Source organism: Geodermatophilus arenarius, assembly GCF_042654585.1.
In the GTDB taxonomy this organism is placed as follows: Bacteria; Actinomycetota; Actinomycetes; order Mycobacteriales; family Geodermatophilaceae; genus Geodermatophilus; species Geodermatophilus arenarius.
In genome coordinates this window covers 79021-98188 of record NZ_JBHSGR010000012.1, presented here as the reverse complement: position 1 = coordinate 98188, position 19168 = coordinate 79021, and the positions used below count along the sequence as shown (strand labels likewise).

The window sequence follows — 19168 nt, the reverse complement described above, 5'->3', positions numbered from 1 at the left end:
ACGGCGGGGGCACCCGTCCCGGGACGGGCACCCCCGCGCGCGACGGCGGTCAGCGGTGGTCGGACCTCAGCTCCCGCCCGTGGACGGTGATCGCGTAGATCACGATGACGTCGATCGTGATCATGAGGACCGACCACACCGGGTACGCGGCGATGAACGCGAGGTTCACCAGCGCGCTCAGGAACGCGATGCAGACGCCGACCACGCGGGCGGCCGTGTTGCCCGCCAGCAGGCCGAGCCCCGTCGCGACCCCGACGACGCCGATGACCATGTGCGTCCAGCCCCAGACGTCGTAGTCGACGTTCACCGCCAGGCCGGACTGCGTGACCAGGTAGAAGCCGTCGTCGAAGACGGCGATGAGCCCCTGGATCACCTGGAACGTGCCGAGCATGACGAGCATGACGCCGGCGAAGACGACCCAGCCCGCCCAGCCGCTGGGCGGCCGCTCCTCGAGGGGTCGCTGCTCGTGGCGGGGCCGCGGCACCGACGTGGTCGCCGACGTCGCGTCCGCGCGCGAGGTGTCTGTCACGTGCCTCTCCTCCTCGGTCCGGCCCCGGGTCCCGGTGGCCCGTGCGGCACGCGGGACCGGAGGCGTGTGCGGCAGCAGCGTGGGCCCCGGCGGACCGCGCGGCATCGTCCGCCCTGCATGACCCGGCCGCCTCCCGCCGCGGCGACGCGCCGCCGGGAGGTCAGACCAGGCCGAGCTCGCGGCCCCGCCGGACCGCCTGGTTGCGCCGGCTCACCGCGAGCTTGCGCAGGATGCTGCGGATGTGCGTGCGGACGGTGTTCACCGAGATGAACATGGTCGCCGCGATCTCCGCCGTGGACAGCATCCCCGCCAGGTGCCGCAGCACCTCGGTCTCCCGGTCGCTGAGCTCCTGGACCACGTCCGGCACCTCCCGGGGAGCCGCCGGGCGGGTCCCGTCCGGGTGCGGCGCGGCCGCCGACGGGTTCAGCCAGGCGGCGGGCCCCTGCAGCCGGGCCTGCGTGCGCAGCAGCCGCCGGGCCTGGGGCAGGGTGTCGACGAAGGGCCAGCGCAGCAGCTCGGGCCGGGCCGTCTCCAGGGCCTCGGCGAGTTCGTCCACCGCGGCGGGCGCGCGGCCGGCCTCCAGCAGCTGGCAGGCGCGGATGACCTGGGCCTCGACGACGGCGGCCGGCGCCCTGGTCCCCGTCGGCTCGGTCGGCGTGACCGCCGTCGGGTCGCCGGACAGGAGGTCGACCGTCGCGCGCAGCCGCCGGCTCCACGGCTCGTCGCCCCGGGTCTCCCGGAGGATCGACAGCCCCTCGGTCACGTGCCCGCGGGCGACCGCGAGCCGGACCACCTCGCCGATCACCGGCTCGGCCACCCACCGGGGCAGGCGCGGGCCCCGCAGGTGCGGCCCCAGGCACCGCTCCGCCGCGTCGTACTCGTGCCGCAGCCGGAGCAGCTGGCTCTGCAGCACCGCGAGGAGCGGCTCCGCGTGGGCGGCGCCGGCCGCGCCGTCACCCCGGGACCGCGCGCGGGCGTGTGCCCGGCCCAGCCACTCACGGGCCGCGGGGAGGTCGTAGCGGCGCAGGTGCGTCCACGCGAGCGCGGTCGCCGACGCCGGCTCGCGGGCGGCGTCGTCCCGGCCCTCCCCGGCCGCGAGCCTCTCGGCCTCGCCGGCCAGCTCGACGGCGTGGTTCAGCCGGCCCTCGAGGGCCTCGAGCAGGCCCAGGGAGGCGAGGGTGCCGCTGCGCAGGTGCCGCGAGCCCGCCGCCTGGGCGGCGACCGCCGCCGTGCGCAACCCGGCGACCAGCTGCCCGGTCGGCTCGTCGGTGCCGAGGGCCGCGGCGGCGCGGAGGGCACCCAGCACCGCGGCGCCCTCCCGCCGGTCGTCGTCCGGCAGCGCGGCCAGCAGCGGAGCGGCGCCGTCGGCCTCGGTGAGCCGGGCGCCGGCGGGGACCCCGGAGACGGCGGCGGTCGCCAGGGAGGCGAGCGCGGCCGAGACGCGCAGCGCCGGCCGGGACCCCTCCTCCTCGCGGGCCGCCGCGACGTCGGCGAGGTCGGCGGCGGCGGGCGCGGCCCCGTCGGTCAGGGCGACGGCGGTCCGGAGCACGGCGGCGTCGGGGCCGGGGAACCGGGCGGGGAGTGCACGGACCCCGTGCAGGGCGGGGTCGGTGCCGTGCGCGAGCAGGCGCGGGACGAGCAGGTCGTCGACCAGCAGCCGCGCGACCACCGGCCAGTCCTCCGCGGCGGCGGCGTGCCCGACCGCCTCGGGCACCCGGCCCGCGGCGGCGTACCAGTCGGCGCAGGTCCGGTGCAGGGCGGCGACGTCACCGGGGTGGTCGTAGGCCAGCTGGGCCTGCAGCACCTCCCGGAACAGCGGGTGCACGCGGTACCCGCCGGGCGCGCCGGGCGCGGCCTCGACGAAGGCGTTGGCCCGCGCGAGCCCCGCGAGGACCCGCCGGCCGATCGGCCGCCCGCACAGCCGGTCCACGAGGTCGGGCCACAGCTCCGCGGTCACGCTGACCCGGAGCAGGAACCTCCGCACCGGGGCCGGCTGCCGCTGCAGCACCTCCGCGGACAGGTACTGCGCGACGCTGCCGTCGTCCCGCGCGAGCGAGGTCACCAGGTGCTCGGGGGACACCCCCTGCGCGAGGGCGGCACCCGCCAGCCGCAGGCCGACCGCCCACCCCTCCGCCTCCGCGTGGAGCGTCCGCGCGACCGCCGGCGACACCGGCACCCCCATCGCGGCGAACAGCTCCCCGGCCTCGTCCGGGGTGAAGGCCAGCTCCCCCGCGCGGATCTCCGAGACGGTCCCGGTCAGCCGGTACTGGTGCAGCGGCACCGGCGGGTCGGCGCGGGCGCACAGCACCAGCCGCAGCCCGCCCCCGGAGTGCCGGACCAGCAGGTCGAGCCCCGTGGCGATCGACCGGTCCCGCACGTGGTCGGCGTCGTCGACCACCAGCGTCACCGGCCGGGGCAGCGCGGCCACCCGCCCGGCGAGGGACGGGACGAACCACGACGGCTCCGGCTCCCCGGGCTCGAGGGACGGCAGGCCACTGCGCGCGAGCCCCGCCGACTCCAGCGCACCGACGACGTAGCTCCAGAACGCCGCGGCGTCGTCGTAGTCGTCGAGGGTGAGCCAGGCGACGGGGCCGTGGTCCGGCCGGCCGCGCGCCCACGAGGCCGCCAGCACCGTCTTGCCGGAACCCGCCGGCCCGCTGACCAGGGTCAGGGGCGACCGCCGCACGGCCCGGGACAGCGCGGTGGTCAGCCGCGGCCGGAGGACCGTCGCGTCCCCGGGCTCGGGCGGGGTGAGCTTGGAGGCCAGCAGGGCCGGGCCGGGCCGCGCAGCGGCAGGCACCGCCGTCCCCGACCCGGTCGCGTGGATCGGCGACAGACTCGCCATGACGCGTCCTCCCGCGTGCGGTGCAGGCCGTCCCCCGTTGCCGGGCCTCCCTCTGGGCGCCTACCGGGCCGGCGTGCGACCGGTCCCCTTCCCCAGCCTGGCCGTCCCCTCTGCGGGACCTCAGAGCCGAAGGTCACCGGCGCCCCCTCCCGGCGGATCGTGCGGCCGAGGGCCCGGTACGTGCCCGTCCCCTCCCACGACCGGGGGACCGGCGCCGCCGGGGGCTCCAGCTCCCCTCACCGGGCGGCCGATGGGACGGGGTGACGCCGCACCGCCCCTCCCCCCGCTGGTACCCCGCCGAGGACCCCTGGGAGTGGGCCGGCCGGCACGGGCTCTGGCGCGGGGACGACGTCGCCGCCACCGCGCTGGTGCTCGCGGTCACCGAGCACACCGAGGACGCCTCCCCCTGGGCGGCCGGCCAGGTCGTGCGGCTGGTCCGGTCCGTCCTGGACGACGCCTCCCCCGCCGCGGGCCTGCTGGCCGCCGCGCTCGCCGGTCCCGCCGCCGGGCTCGGTGAGGTGGCGGCGACGCCGCTGGTGCACGTGCGGGCGGCGGTCGCGGCCCGGCCCGACCTGCCCGGTGACGTCGCGGCCGTGCTGGACCGGGACGAGGCCCTGCGGCGGGCCCGCGGGCGGGTCGCGGTCACGCCGCCGGGGGACGCGCGCGGCCTGGTCGCCGAGTTCCGGGCGTGGTCGCTGGGCCGGGCCCTCCTGCGGCAGCGCGGCACGTGGACCGGCCGCGCCCGGCTGGCCGTCCGCCTCGACGAGGAGGCCGCGGACCTGCTCGCCGAGCTCGGCCGGACGCCGGCCGCCGACCTGCTCGTCCGTGCCACCGGGGGGCGCGGGGCCCGCGGTTGAGCGCCCGGCCTGCGGGGGCGCGCCCGCTCGGGGAGGGTGGCGGGGGCCCCGCCCGGGGCCGCCGACCGCGGGAGGAGCGACGTGCCGGACTGGGTGACCGACGCGATCTGGTGGCAGGTGCACCCCCTGTCCTTCACCGGCGCGGAGCCGGCCGCCCTCCCGCCCGGGGAGCTGCGGCACCGGCTGCCCCACCTGCAGCGCTGGCTGGACCACCTGCTGGCACTGGGCTGCAACGGCCTGGCGCTCGGGCCGGTGTTCGCCAGCGGCACCCACGGCTACGACACCGTCGACCACTTCCGCGTCGACCCGCGCCTGGGTGACGACGCCGACCTCGACGCGCTGCTCGCCGCGGCGCACGAGCGCGGCGTCCGGGTGCTGCTCGACGGCGTGTTCAACCACGTGGGCCGCGACCACCCCGCGTTCCGCGCCGTCGTCGAGCAGGGGCGCGACGCCCCGACGGCGGACTGGTTCCGGCTGCACTGGCCGCCGGACTGGACGCCGGGCACCGCACCGGGCGCCGACGTCTTCGAGGGCCACGACCTGCTCGTCGAGCTCGACCACTCCTCCCCCGCCGTCGTCGACCTGGTCACCCGCGTGATGACGCACTGGCTCGACCGCGGCGCCGACGGCTGGCGCCTGGACGCCGCCTACGCCGTGCCGCCCTCGTTCTGGGCGCGGGTCCTGCCCGCCGTGCGCGCCCGCCACCCGCAGGCCTACGTCGTCGGCGAGGTCATCCACGGCGACTACCCGCGGCTCGTGGCCGAGGGCGGGCTGGACGCGGTCACCCAGTACGAGCTGTGGCAGGCGGTCTGGCACGGGATCGCCGAGCGCAACCTGTTCGAGCTGGCCTGGTCGCTGCAGCGGCACGCCGGCTTCCTGCGCTCCTTCGTGCCGTGGACGTTCGTCGGCAACCACGACGTCACCCGCATCGCCAGCCAGCTGCCCGACGTCCGGCACCTCCCCCACGCGCTCGCGGTGCTGTTCACCGTGGGCGGGACGCCGGCGGTGTGGTCCGGCGACGAGCACGCCTTCCGCGGGGTGAAGGAGCACCGCGCCGGGGGCGACGACGCCGTCCGGCCGCCGTTCCCCGCCGACCCGTCCGGGCTCTCGCCGCTCGGCGCGCCGACGTTCGCGCTGCACCGGGAGCTGGTCGGCCTGCGCCGCCGGCACCGCTGGCTGCATACCGCGGCGCCCGGGCAGGTGCACGTGGCCAACGAGCAGCTGGTGTACGCCGTCGCCGGGGACGGGCAGCGGCTGCTGGTCGCGCTCAACCTCGCCGACGCCGCGGTGCGCGTGCCCGCTCCCGGGGCGGGGGCCGTCCTCGCCGGCGCGGCGACCGTCGGCCGCGGTCGGGACGGGCGGGGCGGGGTGGAGCTGCCCGCGCACGGCTGGGCGGTCCTCACCGGCTGAGGTCGCCGCGCCCGGGGGCCTGTCGGGGCCCCGGCGGGCCCGGCATGCTCCGGGCACGCCCGGGGAGACCGGGAGGCAGGAGGTCGCCCGGATGACCGAGACCACCGACCCCGCCGTCCCCGCCCTGCGCGGGATCGGGCTGTTCGCCGGCACCGACGACGACCAGCTGCGAACCCTGGCCGCCGTCGGCACCGAGGTGTCCTTCACCGACGGCGACGTCCTGTTCGTGGAGAACGCCCCCGCGGAGTCCTGGTGGGTGCTCCTGGAGGGCAGCATCGACCTGGTCCGCCACCTGGGGTCGGAGGAGACCCGGCTGGGGGTCATGGACGTGCCCGGCCGCTGGGCCGGCGGCTTCCGCGCGTGGGACGAGCACGGCGCCTACCTCGCCACCGGCCGGGCGGCGTCGGACGGGCGGGTGCTGCGGGTGCCGGCCGCGGCGCTGCGGGAGCTGTGGGCCAGCCGCTTCCCGCTGGGGCTGTACCTGACCGAGGGCGTGTCCCGGTCGGCGCGCAACTACGAGACGATGGCCCGTCAGCGGGAGGCCCTGGCCGCGCTCGGGACGCTGGCCGCCGGTCTCGCGCACGAGCTGAACAACCCGGCCGCGGCCGCGACCCGGGCGGTCGACGCGCTGACCGAGGCCCACGCGGCGATGCTGTCGTCGCTGCGCCGGCTGGCCGCCGCCCCGGTCGCCGGCGACGAGTTCACCCGGCTGGACACCCTCCGCCAGGAGCTGGGGCCCCGGCCCGGCGGGGACCCGCTGGAGGTCGCCGACCGGGAGGACGCCCTCGCCGACTGGCTGTCCCGGCAGGGGGTGGCGCACGGGTGGACGCTGGCCCCCGCGCTCAGCGGGGCGGGCGCCGACGTCGCCTGGGGCGAGCGGGTGGCCGGCGTCGTCGGGGCCGACCGGCTCGAGCCCGCGCTGGAGTGGGTGGCGAGCAGCCTGGAGGCGAGCGGGCTGCTGGCGGAGGTCAAGGAGTCCGCCCGCCGCATCTCCGACCTGGTGGCGGCGGTGCGGTCCTACTCCCAGCTCGACCGGGCCGCCGTGCGGGAGACCGACCTGGCCGAGGGCCTGGAGAGCACCCTGGCGATGCTCGCCCCGCGGGTGCCGCCGGGCGTGACCGTCGTCCGGGACCACGCACCCGGCGTGCCGCGCATCGAGGCGCGCGCCGCCGAGCTCAACCAGGTGTGGACCCACCTGGTCGACAACGCCCTGCACGCGATGGGCGACCGCGGGACGCTGCGGGTGTCCACGCGGGTGGACCGGGACGCGGTGGTGGTGGAGGTCGGCGACACCGGCGCCGGGATGACCCCGGAGGTCCGGGCGCACGCCTTCGACCCGTTCTTCACGACGCGCGGCGTCGGCGAGGGCACCGGCCTGGGGCTGGACATCTCCCGGCGGATCGTCGACCGGCACGGCGGGGACATCGACGTCGACCTGCGGCCCGGCGAGACGGTGCTCCGGGTGCGCCTGCCGGTCCGGCGTCCCGGACGTCACTGACCCGGGTGTCTCACGCAGGGCCTGCCGGGCCCCCGGCGGCCGGGACGGGCGCCGGGGCGGCCGGCCGCCGGTCCAGGGCGACGGCCAGGGCCGGGAACAGCAGCACGGTGACCACGCCGGCGCCGACCAGCGCGGCGGCGTTCTCCGGCAGCATGTGGCCGCTGCGCAGGCCGATCTCGGTGAGCGCGACCAGCACCGGCAGCGCGGTGGCGCTGACCAGGGCGGTCTGCGCGCGCTGCCGCAGCGGCAGCACCCGGCGGTAGACCAGCAGCGCCGGGCCGCCCCGGACGGCGAGCATGAGCACGAAGAACAGCACCAGCCGCAGCGGCGCGTCGGCGATCGAGCCGAGGTCCAGCGCCATGCCCGACGCCACGAAGAACACCGGCACGAAGAAGCCGTAGCCGACCGCGTCGAGCTTCGCCTCCAGCTGGGGCGCGGCCCCGCCGACCCACCGCCGCAGCACCATCCCCGCGAGGAAGGCCCCGAGCACCGCGTCCAGGTGGAACTGCTCGGTGACCGCGATGAGCGTGATCAGCAGCAGCACGGTGGCGCGCAGGGTGATCTGCGCGGTCGCGTCCTGGCCCGCGACGACGGCCCGGGCCAGCCGGCTGCCGTCCCGGACGCCGCGGCGCAGCAGGCCGAGGGTGAGGGCGAGCGCGGCGACCGCGCCCAGCGACACGAGCGCGGCGACCCGGCCCTGGCTGCCCAGGAACACCGCGATCGCGAGGACGGGCAGCAGCTCCCCGACGCCGCCCGCGGCCAGCAGGTACCGCCCGAGCCGGCCGGCGAGCAGCCCCTTCTCCCGCAGCACCGGCAGCAGCGTCCCCAGGGCGGTGGTGGTCAGCCCCAGCGCCACCGGGAGGAACGCCTCCACGACGCCCCCGGCGTGCAGCAGGCCCACGACGCCGAGCGCCAGCAGCAGGGACACCGTCCAGCCGAGCAGCGCCCGGCGGCCGGCGTCCTCCCGGAACAGCCGCGGGTCGAGCTCGTAGCCGGCGAGCAGGAAGACGAAGCCCAGCCCGACGTCGGCGAGCACCCGCACGTCCTGCGCCGTGCCGACGTCCAGTGCGGAGGGGCCCAGCAGCATCCCGCCGGCGAGCAGCAGCACCACCTGGGGCACCGGCAGCCGCGGGAACAGCCCGACGAGGACGGCGGCGAGCACGGAGACGGCCGTGACCGCGGCCAGGGTGTCGATCACCACGACGTCGTCCACCCGTACTCCCCTCGCCCGGGTGCCGGCCGATCCTCCCGCGCGCTCCCGCCCGCGGGGAAGCGTCCCGGCGCCCCCGCCGACGGCGCCGGTCGCCGGCCCGTTGTCAAACGCGAACGATGCGTTCACGATTGGCCCCGTGACGCTGTCGCTGACCGAGTACCGCTGCTGGGACGCCCTCGACACGGCCCGCCTCGTGCGCGACGGCGAGGTCACCGCCGCCGAGCTGGCCGAGGCGGCCCGCCGTCTGCTGGCCGAGCGGAGCGACCTCAACGCGGTCGCCGCCCCGGCCGCCCCCGCGCCCGGCGAGGGGACCGCACGGGGTCCCCTCGCCGGCGTGCCGTTCGCGGTCAAGGAGCTGCTCGCATGGCCCGGGCTGCCCTGGACCATGGGCTCCCGCCTCACGGCCACCGCTCCCGCACCCGGCCACTCGCCCTACGCCACGGCCGTCCGGGAGGCCGGAGTGCAGGTGGTCGCCTCGACGACCAGCTCCGAGTTCGGACTGCTGGGCAGCACCGAGACGGCGCTGCACGGCGTGACGGCCAACCCCTGGCGGGCGGGCCTGTCCGCGGGCGGGTCCTCGGGCGGCTCCGCCGCGCTGGTCGCCGCCGGTGTCCTCCCCATGGCGCACGGCAGCGACGCCGGCGGCTCGCTCCGCGTCCCGGCCGCGCTGACCGGCGTCTTCGGGTTCAAGCCGTCGAACCGGCGGTGCGAGCCGACCGGCCCGGAGGCGCCCGGACTGGGCGCCCTGCTCGTCGAGCACGTCGTCACCCGGTCCGTCCGCGACAGCGCGGCCTTCCTCGCGGTCACCGAGCGCCGCGGCCCCGGGGCGGTGCACCCACCGGTCGGCCGGGTGACCGGGCCGCCGGCCGACCGGCTGCGGATCGCGGTGCTGGCGCCCACGCTGCTCGGGGAGCAGCCCGACCGGGCCGTCCGCCACGAACTCGACCGGGCAGCCGCGCTGTGCGCGTCGCTCGGGCACGTCGTGGACGTCGCTCCGGCGCCGGAGGTCGACGGCCCCGAGCTGAGCCGGGGCTTCTTCACGGCCGCCGCCCTGACCATGGCCCAGGTCGCCCGCGCGGCCGTCCCGCTGCTCGGGCGGCCACCGGGCCCGGACGAGCTGGAGCCGTTCACCCTCGAGCTGATCGACTGGGCCTCGTCGCTCGGCCCGGACGGGCCGGCGCGGGCCGGGCGCGCGTTCGCGGACGCCACCCGCGCCTACCTCGGCCTGTTCGAGCACTGCGACGTCGTCCTCAGCCCGACGCTCGCCCGCACCTCCTGGCCGGTCGGGCACCTGTCCCCCTCCGCGGGCCGGGAGACGCTGATCCGCCGCACCGAGGAGGCCGTCGGGTACACGCCGATCCACAACGTCGCGGGGTGCCCGGGGATGTCGGTCCCCCTCGGCCGGCACGACGGGCTGCCGGTCGGCATCCACTTCGCCGCCCGGCCCGGTGCCGACCGGATGCTGCTGGAGCTCGCCCTCGAGCTCGAGGGCGCCGCTCCGTGGGCCGACGTCCGGCCACCGGAGCCGGCCGCTCCGGGAGCGCGGTGATGGCCCAGGTCCTCAAGCCGGAGGTGCGCGCGCGGATCGAGGACGCCGCCCTGCGCTGCTTCGCCGAGCACGGCTACCCCGGCACCTCGGTCGCCGCGATCGGGGACCTGGCCGGCACCGCCCCGGGGAACGTGTACCGGTACTTCGGCTCCAAGCAGGCGCTGTTCGACGCGGTGGTGCCGCCGGACCTGCCGGCCCGCCACGACCGGCTGCTCGACACCCGGGTCGCGGCCCTCGCCGAGGGATCCGCCCACGGCGCCCCGGCCGACGAGCTCCTCGGCTTCTGGCTCGACCACCCCCTCGCCGTCGCCGTGCTGCTCGACCGCGCGGAGGGGACGCCGTTCGCCGGCTACCCCGCCGCCTTCGTCCGGCGCCTGGTCGGCCACGCCGAGCGCTCCCTCGGCCGGCGGCCGACGCCCGAGCAGCGGGAGCTCCTCGACCTCGTCTTCGACAACACCCGCCGCGCGCTGGCCCGCATCCTGCGGACGGCGCGCGACCGGGACCACGGCCGCGCACTGGTCGCCGGCTTCTGGAGCTACCAGCTCCCCGGTCTGGACGGGCTCGTCGCCCACCTCCGTCAGGACACCTGAGCCCGGTCCCGGAGCCGCCGTGTCACATCCGCGGGCGCGGCGGTGCTCCCTGGACGTGAGCGCGATGAGGCACGGTGTCCCCGCACCGGCGGCCGCCGTGCCGGCCGTCCTGTCCCGGGCCGGCCGGAGCCGGCGGGTGGGCCGGGCGGATCGGGAGGACGGCGGGGCCGTGTCGGGACGGGGAGCGGTCCGCGCCGACCTCGAGCAGGTCTTCCGCGCCTCCTACCCGCGCGTGGTCGGCGTCGCCGCCCGGGTGCTCGGTTCCCGGGACGGCGCCGAGGACGTCGCCCAGGAGGTGTTCCTCTCCTTCGCCCGCACCACGGTGCCGGCCGGCGAGGCGCCGGGCTGGCTCTCGGTCGCCGCGGCCCACACCGCCCTGAACCACCTCCGCTCCGGCCGCCGCCGCGCCACCCGCGAGGAGGCGGCCGGCGGCCCCGACCCCGCGGTGCCCGACGTCGCCGACGACGTCGTCACCCTGGACGAGCGCCGCCGCGTGCGGGCGGCCCTGGCCCGGCTCCCCCGCCGCCAGGCCGTCGCGCTCGTCCTGCGGCACAGCGGCCTCAGCTACGCCGAGGTCGCGGCCGCCCTCGACCTGTCCCCCGGCAGCGTCGGCACGACCGTGCGACGCGCCGAGTCCGCCCTGCGCGAGGAGTTGACCCGCCATGCGTCATCCGACTGAGGGCACGCTGCGCCGGCTCGTGGACGAGCCGGCCGGTGTCCCCGACGCCGACCGCGAGCACGTCGCCGGCTGCGCCACGTGCCTGACCGGCCTGGCCGCCGCCCAGCGCGACGCCACCGCCGTCTCCGCGGCCCTGTCCCCGGACACCGCCGCCGACACCGCCCCCGACACCGGGGCCGCCTGGCACCGCCTGTCGTCCGCGGTCACCCTGGACGAGCGCCGCCGCGTGGCCGCCCCCGACCCGGTCCGCCGCCGGCGCGCGCGGCTGCGCAGCCCGCTCGTGGCCGCCGTCGGCGTGGTCGCGCTGCTCGCCGGCGCCGGCGCGGCCGCCGCCGCGGACTGGCTGCAGGTCTTCCGCACCGAGGAGATCGCGCCGGTCACGGTCACCCAGGCCGACCTGGTGGCGCTGCCCGACCTGTCCGCCTACGGCACCGCGCAGGTGCTGGAGGAGCCCGACGTCCGCCCGGTGGCCGACGCCGCCGCCGCGGAGGACGTCACCGGGCTCGCCGTCCCGCGGGTCGACGAGCTCCCCGGTGGGGTGGGCGGCGACCCGTCCTACCAGGTCGGTGACCGGGCGGCCGTGGAGTTCACCTTCTCCGCCGAGCGGGCGGCGCAGGCGGCCGCGGCGTCCGGGGAGACGCTGCCGCCCCCGCCGGCCGGTCTCGACGGCGGCCGGTTCCGGCTGACCGCCGGTCCCGGCGTCGCCGCGGTCTGGACCAGCGGCAGCGGCGCGCCCGGCCTGGTCGTCGCCCGGGTCGTCGCCCCCACCGCCGAGTCCTCGGGCATCCCGTTCGGGACCGCCCGCGACTACCTGCTGTCGCTGCCCGGCCTGCCCGAGGACCTCGCCGCCCAGCTGCGGTCCTTCTCCGGCGACGGCACGACGCTGCCGCTGCCGGTGCCGGCCGGGCTGGCGACCAGCTCGACCGCCGACGTCGACGGCGAGGAGGCCACGGTGCTCACCTCGCGGGACGGCTCGGTGGCCGGCGTGGTGTGGGTGACCGACGGCGTCGTCACCGCGGTGGCCGGGTCGCTGGGCGCCGACGAGGTGCTCGCCGTCGCCCGGGGTCTGTCGGAGTGACCTCCCCGACCGCCGCCGCGGAACGGCTGCTGGCCGAGCTGCCGCCGTCGCCGGCGGTCTGGTGCCAGGGGCTGCGCAAGCGGTACGGACGGCGGACCGCGGTCGACGGTGTGTCCTTCACCGTCGGCCGCGGCGAGGTGCTCGGGCTGCTCGGGCCCAACGGCGCGGGCAAGACCAGCGTCATCAAGATGCTGCTCGGCCTCGTCCGGCCCGACGCCGGCGAGGTGCTGCTGCTCGGGCGGCCGGCGCGCGACCCGCAGGCCCGGGCCCGCGTCGGCTACCTGCCCGAGCTGTTCCGCTACCAGCCGTGGCTCAGCGCGGCGGAGGTGCTGGCCCTGCACGTGCGGCTGTCCGGCGCGGCGGTGCCGGGGGCCGAGCAGCGCGACGTCCTGGCGCTGGTCGGCCTGGCCGACCGCGCCGGCGACCGGGTGGGCGGCTTCTCCAAGGGCATGCAGCAGCGGCTGGGGCTGGCCGTGGCGCTGGTGGCGCGCCCGGAGCTGGTGGTGCTCGACGAGCCGACCAGCGCGCTGGACCCGCTCGGCCGCGTGGACGTCCGCGACGTCGTGCTGTCGCTGCGCGAGCGCGGCGTCGCGGTGCTGCTCAACTCGCACCTGATCGGCGAGGTGGAGCGGGTCTGCGACCGCGTGGTCATCCTCGACCGGGGGCGGGTCGCGGCGGCCGGGACGCTGGCCGAGCTGCTCGGGCAGCGGGAGGTGCGGCTGCGGCTCGACGGCGTCGACGCCCGCGCCGAGGCGCGGCTGGCCGCCACCGGCCGGCTGACCCGCAGCGGCGACCGGTTCACCGTCACGCTGCCCGAGGACGCCGACGCCGTGGTGCCGGCGCTGGTCGCCGACCTGGTCGCGCTCGGCGTCCGGGTGCACGCGGTGGAGCCGGGGCGGATCAGCCTGGAGGAGCGGCTGCTCGACGTCCTCCGCTCGGGTCAGGCGGCCCAGTCGTGAGCACCGCCCGCGTCGTGCTGACGATCGCCGGCCTGACCCTGCGCGAGGCCGCGCGGCGCAAGGTGCTGCGCTCCCTCGCGGTGCTCACGCTGGCGCTGCTCGGGCTGTCCGCGTGGGGCTTCGCCCGGCTGGACGCCGAGTTCGGGGGGCTGACCAGCGGGGAGGCGCGGATCGCGGCGTCGACCGTGCTCAACCTGGTGATGTTCGGCTACAGCCTCATCGCCGCGCTCGGGACGGCGTTCCTCGCCGGCCCGACCGTCTCCGGGGAGGTGGAGTCCGGGGCGGCGCTGGCGGTGCTGGCGCGGCCGGTCCGCCGCTCGGCGGTGCTGGTCGGCAAGTGGCTGGGGCTGGTGGCGTTCGGCAGCGCGTTCGTCGCGCTGGCGGGGCTCGCGCAGTTCGTCGTCGTCCAGGGAACGGTCGGGTACTGGCCGCCCCGGCCGCTGGTGGGGCTCGCGCTGCTCGCTGCGCAGACCGCGGTGCTGCTCACCCTGGCCCTGCTGCTGTCCACGGTCATCTCGCCGATGGCCTCGGGCGTGGTGGCGGTCGGCCTGTTCGGCGCCACCTGGATCGCGGGCGTCGTCGGCGGGATCGGCGACGCGCTGGGCAACGAGGGCGTCGCGCGGGTGGGCGCGGTGTCGCGGATGCTGCTGCCCACCGACGGGCTGTGGCGCGGGGCGATGAACGCCTTCCAGGACCCGACGCTGGTCGGGCAGTTCACCGAGCTCGGCGGGTCGCCGTTCTTCGGCGAGGCCCCGCTCACCGCCACCTACCTGGCGTGGGCGGCGCTGTGGGTCGCCGTCGTCCTGGGGCTCGCGGGGATGGCGTTCTCCCGCCGGGACCTGTAGCCGTCCCGGCTCGGTACCGTCCGTGGCCGGGGTCACACGACCCCGCCCCGCCCGACGACGCCGTCTGGAGTTGCCCCGTGCCGGTCGACCCGCACATCTCCGCCCTGCTGTCCATGCTCGCGCAGTCCGGCGCGCCGCCCATGTGGGAGGGCACGCCCGAGGCCGGCCGCGCCCAGTACCTGGCGCTCACGCACGGCGCGCGCTCGCCCGAGCACGTGGTGCCGGTGGCGAGCACCGAGGACCGCACCGTCCCCGGGGCCGAGGGCGACCTGCGGGCGCGGGTGTACCGGCCCGAGGGCGAGGGGCCGTTCCCCACGGTCGTGTTCTTCCACGGCGGCGGCTGGGTGATCGGCGACCTCGACACCCACGACAACATGGCCCGCAACGTCTGCCGCGGCGCCGGGGCCGTGGTGGTCGCCGTCGACTACCGGCTCGCCCCCGAGCACCCGTTCCCGGCCGCCGCCGAGGACGCCGTCGCCGCGGCGCGCTGGGCGGCGCAGCACCTGGACGGGCTCGGCGGCGACTCCCGGCTCGGGCTCGCCGGCGACAGCGCCGGCGGCAACCTGGCCGCCGTCGTCGCCCAGGTCCTCCGCGACGACGGCACGAAGGTCGCCGCCCAGTTCCTGGTCTACCCGTCGGTCGACGTCGCCGGCGAGTACCCGTCCCGGGTGGAGAACGGGAAGGGCTACTTCCTCGAGCGGGACACGATGGACTGGTTCCACGGCCACTACGCCGGGACCTGGGAGGACGCCCGCGACCCGCGGCTGTCCCCGCTGCACGCCGCCGACCTGGCCGGCCTGCCGCCGGCGCTCGTGGTCACCGCCGAGTTCGACCCGCTGCGCGACGAGGGCGAGGCCTACGGCGAGGCGCTCGAGGCCGCGGGCGTGCAGGCCGACGTGCGCCGCTACGACGGGATGGTCCACGGCTTCTTCGACATGGGCGCCTGGTCCCCGGCCGCGCAGGCCGCGATCGACGAGAGCTGCGCGCGCTTCGGCGAGCTGCTCCGGGGCTGAGACGGCGGGCCGGCCACCCGCCGCGGTGGCCGGCCCGTCAGACCCAGTACGTGTCGTGGCGGAGCATGAACTCCGCCCGCTCCTCCGGCGTCATCTGCGCACCCCGCGCGAGCGTCCGGAAGTACTCCTCGCGCGGGCCGCCCGGCGCGAACATCAGCAGCATCGACGCGTGGTCGCCGCCGCGGAACCCGTGGATCCCGCCCTCGGGGACGTAGAGGAAGTCGCCCGCGCCCGCGGTGACCCAGCTGCGCCCGTCGTAGACCTCCACCTCGCCGCGCAGGACGTAGAACTGCTCGGAGATCGAGCGGTGGAAGTGCGGGCCGGGGCCGGACGCGTCGGCGCCGAAGGTCCACCGGTAGAGGCCGAACCGGCCGGTCGTCTGGTCCCCGGTGGCGAGGAACTCGCAGGTGACGCCGGCGGCCGAGACGGTGTCCGGGGGCTGGTCGGCGCGGCGCAGCCAGGCGGTGGCCTCCCCGGTGGTGCCGCGGTAGAGGTCGGGCGGGTAGTGGCGGTGCAGGGACACGGCTCCGGCTCCTCTCGTCGCCGGCGCCCATCCTCGCAGCGGAGCGGTAGCGTCCGCCGGGTGCCGGACGCTGCGACGGAGCGGGTCGGGCGGCGGCTGGACGCCCTCACGTTCGGGCTCTTCACCGTCGCCCTGGGCACCAACGTCCCCACGCCGCTGCTGCTGGTCTACCGGCGCACCCTCGGGCTGTCCGACGCCGACCTCACCGCCGTCTTCGGCTGCTACGCGATCGGCCTGATCGCCGCGCTGACCGTGTCCGGCGCCGCCTCGGACCGGTTCGGCCGGCGCACCGTCGTCCTCCCGTTCGCGGTGCTGGCGGGACTGGTCTCGCTGTTGTTCGTGCCCGCGGCCGAGCACCTGCCGCTGCTGTACGCGGGACGGCTGCTGCAGGGCGCGGTGTCCGGCGTCGTGTTCTCGGTGGCCAACGCGTGGCTGCAGGACCTGGCCGGTCCCGGCGGGCAGCAGTCGGCGGCCACCCGCGGGGCGGTGTCGACGTCGCTGGGCTTCGCGATCGCGCCCGCCATGAGCGGGGTGCTCGCCGAGTACGGCCCGGCGCCGACGACGCTGCCCTACCTCGTGCACGTCGCCGTCCTGCTGGTCGGGCTGGCCGCGCTGCTCACCGTGCCGGAGACCGTGCGGGAGCGCCGGCCGGGCCGGCTGATGACCCTCGGCCTGCCGCCGGAGGCGCGGCGGCCGTTCCGCGCGGTGCTCGCGCCCACCGCCACGGGCGTGTTCGCCTTCCCCGCGGTGGCGGCGACCGTGCTGCCGCTGCTGGTGGTGCCCGACGGCGTCGGCGTGGCGTACGCCGGGCTGGTGGGCGGGCTGGCGCTGGCGGCGAGCGCGGTGGCGGCGCGGCTGGGGCGGCGGGCCGGGGGCGGCGGCGGTCCGCTCGGGATGACGCTCGGCGCCGTCGGCCTCGCGCTCGGCGTGGTCGCGGTGGCGACCACGTTCGAGCCGCTGCTGCTGCCGGCGTCGGCGCTGATGGGCGCCGGCGGGGGCCTGTGCCTGACCGCGGGGCTGACGCTGACCGCGCAGCTCGCGCCCCCGCACACCCGCGGGGCGATGAACAGCGCCTTCTACGCCTTCGCCTACGTCGGGTTCGGCACCCCGCTGCTGCTCGCCTGGCTGGGCTCGGTGTCCGGCACCGTCCCGGCGCTGGCGGCGTTCGTGGCGGTGCCGCTCGCGCTCGCCGCCTGGTTGTGGTGGGAGCTGCGGTCCACCGCCCGCGGGTGAGATGTCAACCCTCGGATGCGATCCGTGGACAGGCGTTTGACCTGGGGATTCACCGCGCGGGAGGGTGCCTGATCGGGTAGGCTTCGTACATGTGTTCGGGTGAGCCGGGGAGCGGGGACGTCCTCGACGACGTCGCCGCGCTGGTCGCCGAGCGCAACCGGATCGACGCCCGCCTCGCCCGCGCGGTCCGGGCCGCGGAGCTGTCCCAGGCGCCGGAGCGGGACGGCCTGACGTCGATGGCCTCGTGGCTGCGCGGGCACTGCCGGCTCTCCGGTGCCGCCGCCGCGCGGCTGGTGCGCACCGGGCGGGCGCTGGAGCACCTCCCGGCGCTGGCCGAGGCACACGACGCCGGACTGGCGACCTCGGAGCAGATGGCGAAGGCGGCCGAGGCGGTGACCCCGGAGCGGCTGGCCTCCGCTGTCGAGCAGGGCGTGGACCTGGCGGTGGTCGACGCGGTGCTCACCGGCGTGGCGATCGAGCAGTCGCACGCCGACCTCGTCGCGGTGGTGCAGCACTACTGCAACGCCCTCGATCCCGACGGCCCGGAGCCCGACCCGACCGAGGGGCGGTCGTTGACGCTGGCCCGGCACGCCGACGGGTCGCTGTCCTTCCGCGGCCACCTGGACGCGGTCGGCGGGGAGAGGCTGCAGACCGCACTCGAGGCGCACGTGCAGGCCGACCGCCCCGCCGGCGACGAGCGCACCCGCGCCCAGCGCCTCGGCGACGCGCTGGTGCAGGTCGCCGACAACGTGCTGACCTCGGGGTCGCTGCCGACGCTGCGCGGGCACAGGCCGCAGATCGCGGTCGTCATCGACCTCGACGACCTGGTCGATCCGGCCGGGCGGCCGAACGCCGGGCGGATGGGCTTCGGCGCCACCATCTCCGCCGCGAGAGCCCGCTGGCTGGCCTGCGACGGCGCCGTCTCCCGCGTGGTCTTCGGCCCCGACGGCGCACCACTGGACCTCGGCCGGGAGCGGCGGCTGATGAGCCGCCACATCCGTCGCGCAGCGGAACTGCGCGACGGGGGGTGCGTGTTCGCCGGCTGCGGCGCACCGACGTGGTGGTGCGACGTGCACCACCTGGTCCACTGGATCGACGGCGGCGACACCAGCCTCGACAACGCGGCGCTGCTGTGCGAGCGCCACCACACCAAGGTCCACCACGGGTTCCGGGTCGAGCGACGACCGGACGGCCGATGGCGCACCTACCGACCGGACGGCACCGAGATCACCACCCCGGCACCCCTGCTCGCTCCCGCCGCCTGACGTACCTCGCGCCTGCGCGCCTGTGTCAGCCCAGCGAGCGGCTGCGTTGCTCCGCGCCGACCTCGCCGTAGGGGTAGTCGGACCAACCGGGGTCGCTGACGGCGTCGAGCCGCGCGGTCTCCTCCTCGCTCAGCACGAGTCCGGCGGCTCCCAGGTTGCCGCGCAGCTGGTCGGTGGTGCGGGCCCCGAGGATCACCGAGCTGACGCCCGGCCGGGCCAGCAGCCAGGCCAGCGCCACCTGCGGCATCGTCGCACCGCGCGCCTCCGCGACGTCCTGCACCGCCGACAGCACGTCCCACGTGCGCTCCCGCGCGGCGACCCGGTCGTAGGCCTCCATCCCGCGCGCCGGGTCCTCGCCCAGCCGCGTCGCCCCGGTGGGCCGCTGGTCCCGGGTGTACTTGCCCGACAGCCACCCGCCGCCCAGCGGACCCCAGGGCAGCAGCCCCAGGCCGTTGGCCAGGCAGGCGGGCACGATCTCGGCCTCGACGTCGCGCACGAGCAGGCTGTACGACGGCTGCAGGGTCACCGGCACGGCGAGGTGCGCGCGCTCGGCCACGTCGACGGCCCGCTGCACCTGCCAGCCGGTGAAGTTCGACAGCCCCGGGTAGGCGATCTCGCCCGCGGACACGGCGTCGTCGAGGAAGCGCAGCGTCTCCTCCAGCGGCGTGAGCGGGTCCCACGCGTGCAGCTGGTACAGGTCGACGGAGTCCACGCCGAGCCGGCGCAGCGAGTCGTGCAGCGCCCGGCGCAGGTGCCGGCGGGAGGTGCCCAGCGCGTTGGCGTCCTCGCCCATCGGGAAGCGGCCCTTGGTGGCGAGGACGACGCGGTCGCGGACGTCGGCCGGGCGCGAGGCCAGCCAGCGCCCGACGATCTCCTCGGACGCGCCGGCGGAGTAGACGTCGGCGGTGTCGACGAGCGTGCCGCCCGCCTCGACGAACACGTCGAGCTGCTCGTGCGCTCCCGCCTCGTCGGTCTCCGCGCCGAAGGTCATCGTGCCGAGCGCCAGCGAGGAGACGGCACAGCCGCTGCGGCCGAGGGTGCGCAGGTCCATGCGTCCAGCAAGCCACAGGACGCGGAGCCGC

At 77.6% G+C, this 19168-nt stretch carries 17 protein-coding genes; 12 read left to right on the top strand and 5 right to left on the bottom strand.

Translation table 11 applies throughout. The annotated features are described in order from the left end of the window. Positions 1 to 49 precede the first annotated feature (49 nt). Positions 50 to 529, bottom strand: a complete 480-nt coding sequence (locus ACFO3M_RS12580) for a DUF7144 family membrane protein (RefSeq protein ID WP_387988938.1) — start codon at positions 527 to 529, stop codon at positions 50 to 52. 160 nt (positions 530 to 689) lie between these two features. After that, entirely contained in the window at positions 690 to 3374 is a 2685-nt protein-coding gene (locus ACFO3M_RS12575; protein ID WP_387988937.1) for a winged helix-turn-helix domain-containing protein, read from the bottom strand. Positions 3375 to 3634: 260 nt separating this feature from the next. On the opposite strand from ACFO3M_RS12575, the gene ACFO3M_RS12570 reads away from it, so the two are divergent. From ACFO3M_RS12570 to ACFO3M_RS12560, 3 genes are all read left to right on the top strand, one after another. Then, a complete protein-coding gene (locus ACFO3M_RS12570) occupies positions 3635 to 4231 on the top strand; it encodes a hypothetical protein (RefSeq protein ID WP_387988936.1) in 597 nt (198 codons plus the stop codon). A gap of 81 nt (positions 4232 to 4312) precedes the next feature. Next, entirely contained in the window at positions 4313 to 5641 is a 1329-nt protein-coding gene (locus ACFO3M_RS12565) for an alpha-amylase family glycosyl hydrolase (protein ID WP_387988935.1), read from the top strand. Positions 5642 to 5732: 91 nt separating this feature from the next. Continuing rightward, complete coding sequence (locus ACFO3M_RS12560) at positions 5733 to 7139, top strand: ATP-binding protein (protein WP_387988934.1); 1407 nt, start codon at positions 5733 to 5735, stop codon at positions 7137 to 7139. A 10-nt stretch (positions 7140 to 7149) separates the two neighbouring features. Here ACFO3M_RS12560 and ACFO3M_RS12555 read toward each other — a convergent pair whose 3' ends face one another. Beyond that, positions 7150 to 8352, bottom strand: coding sequence for a cation:proton antiporter (locus tag ACFO3M_RS12555; protein ID WP_387988933.1), 1203 nt, complete (start codon positions 8350 to 8352; stop codon positions 7150 to 7152). A 136-nt stretch (positions 8353 to 8488) separates the two neighbouring features. On the opposite strand from ACFO3M_RS12555, the gene ACFO3M_RS12550 reads away from it, so the two are divergent. From ACFO3M_RS12550 to ACFO3M_RS12520, 7 genes are all read left to right on the top strand, one after another. Further along, positions 8489 to 9901: an amidase gene (locus tag ACFO3M_RS12550; protein WP_387988932.1), complete on the top strand. Its 1413-nt coding sequence runs from the start codon at positions 8489 to 8491 to the stop codon at positions 9899 to 9901. Next, positions 9901 to 10491: a TetR/AcrR family transcriptional regulator gene (locus ACFO3M_RS12545; protein ID WP_387988931.1), complete on the top strand. Its 591-nt coding sequence runs from the start codon at positions 9901 to 9903 to the stop codon at positions 10489 to 10491. The genes ACFO3M_RS12550 and ACFO3M_RS12545 overlap by 1 nt, the downstream gene beginning before the upstream one ends. A 169-nt stretch (positions 10492 to 10660) precedes the next feature. Continuing rightward, the gene (locus tag ACFO3M_RS12540) at positions 10661 to 11170 is read left to right on the top strand and encodes a sigma-70 family RNA polymerase sigma factor (protein WP_387988930.1); all 510 of its coding nucleotides are present in this window, start codon (positions 10661 to 10663) and stop codon (positions 11168 to 11170) included. Further along, positions 11154 to 12248 (top strand): hypothetical protein, encoded by a 1095-nt coding sequence (locus ACFO3M_RS12535; protein ID WP_387988929.1) that lies wholly within the window; start codon positions 11154 to 11156, stop codon positions 12246 to 12248. The genes ACFO3M_RS12540 and ACFO3M_RS12535 overlap by 17 nt, the downstream gene beginning before the upstream one ends. Beyond that, on the top strand, positions 12245 to 13207 hold the full coding sequence (locus ACFO3M_RS12530; RefSeq protein ID WP_387988928.1) for an ABC transporter ATP-binding protein: 963 nt from the start codon (positions 12245 to 12247) through the stop codon (positions 13205 to 13207). Before ACFO3M_RS12535 ends, ACFO3M_RS12530 begins: the two co-directional genes overlap by 4 nt. Next, positions 13204 to 14052: an ABC transporter permease gene (locus ACFO3M_RS12525; protein WP_387988927.1), complete on the top strand. Its 849-nt coding sequence runs from the start codon at positions 13204 to 13206 to the stop codon at positions 14050 to 14052. Before ACFO3M_RS12530 ends, ACFO3M_RS12525 begins: the two co-directional genes overlap by 4 nt. A gap of 77 nt (positions 14053 to 14129) precedes the next feature. Then, on the top strand, positions 14130 to 15065 hold the full coding sequence (locus ACFO3M_RS12520) for an alpha/beta hydrolase (RefSeq protein ID WP_387988926.1): 936 nt from the start codon (positions 14130 to 14132) through the stop codon (positions 15063 to 15065). A 37-nt stretch (positions 15066 to 15102) separates the two neighbouring features. Here ACFO3M_RS12520 and ACFO3M_RS12515 read toward each other — a convergent pair whose 3' ends face one another. Further along, positions 15103 to 15588: a cupin domain-containing protein gene (locus tag ACFO3M_RS12515; RefSeq protein ID WP_387988925.1), complete on the bottom strand. Its 486-nt coding sequence runs from the start codon at positions 15586 to 15588 to the stop codon at positions 15103 to 15105. A 60-nt stretch (positions 15589 to 15648) separates the two neighbouring features. On the opposite strand from ACFO3M_RS12515, the gene ACFO3M_RS12510 reads away from it, so the two are divergent. Both ACFO3M_RS12510 and ACFO3M_RS12505 read left to right on the top strand, forming a co-directional pair. Further along, positions 15649 to 16821 (top strand): MFS transporter, encoded by a 1173-nt coding sequence (locus ACFO3M_RS12510; RefSeq protein ID WP_387988924.1) that lies wholly within the window; start codon positions 15649 to 15651, stop codon positions 16819 to 16821. Positions 16822 to 16910: 89 nt separating this feature from the next. Then, entirely contained in the window at positions 16911 to 18086 is a 1176-nt protein-coding gene (locus ACFO3M_RS12505) for an HNH endonuclease signature motif containing protein (protein ID WP_387988923.1), read from the top strand. A 25-nt stretch (positions 18087 to 18111) separates the two neighbouring features. On the opposite strand, the gene ACFO3M_RS12500 is transcribed toward ACFO3M_RS12505, so the two are convergent. Continuing rightward, positions 18112 to 19137, bottom strand: coding sequence for an aldo/keto reductase (locus tag ACFO3M_RS12500; protein WP_387988922.1), 1026 nt, complete (start codon positions 19135 to 19137; stop codon positions 18112 to 18114). Positions 19138 to 19168: the final 31 nt, after the last annotated feature.

Bases quoted from the DNA above. Each gene is read 5' to 3' on its own strand.
- ACFO3M_RS12575 (WP_387988937.1), bottom strand. From the start codon at position 3,374: ATGGCGAGTCTGTCGCCGATCCACGCGACCGGGTCGGGGACGGCGGTG.
- ACFO3M_RS12560 (WP_387988934.1), top strand. From the start codon at position 5,733: ATGACCGAGACCACCGACCCCGCCGTCCCCGCCCTGCGCGGGATCGGG.
- ACFO3M_RS12545 (WP_387988931.1), top strand. From the start codon at position 9,901: ATGGCCCAGGTCCTCAAGCCGGAGGTGCGCGCGCGGATCGAGGACGCC.
- ACFO3M_RS12535 (WP_387988929.1), top strand. From the start codon at position 11,154: ATGCGTCATCCGACTGAGGGCACGCTGCGCCGGCTCGTGGACGAGCCG.
- ACFO3M_RS12505 (WP_387988923.1), top strand. From the start codon at position 16,911: ATGTGTTCGGGTGAGCCGGGGAGCGGGGACGTCCTCGACGACGTCGCC.
- ACFO3M_RS12500 (WP_387988922.1), bottom strand. From the start codon at position 19,137: ATGGACCTGCGCACCCTCGGCCGCAGCGGCTGTGCCGTCTCCTCGCTG.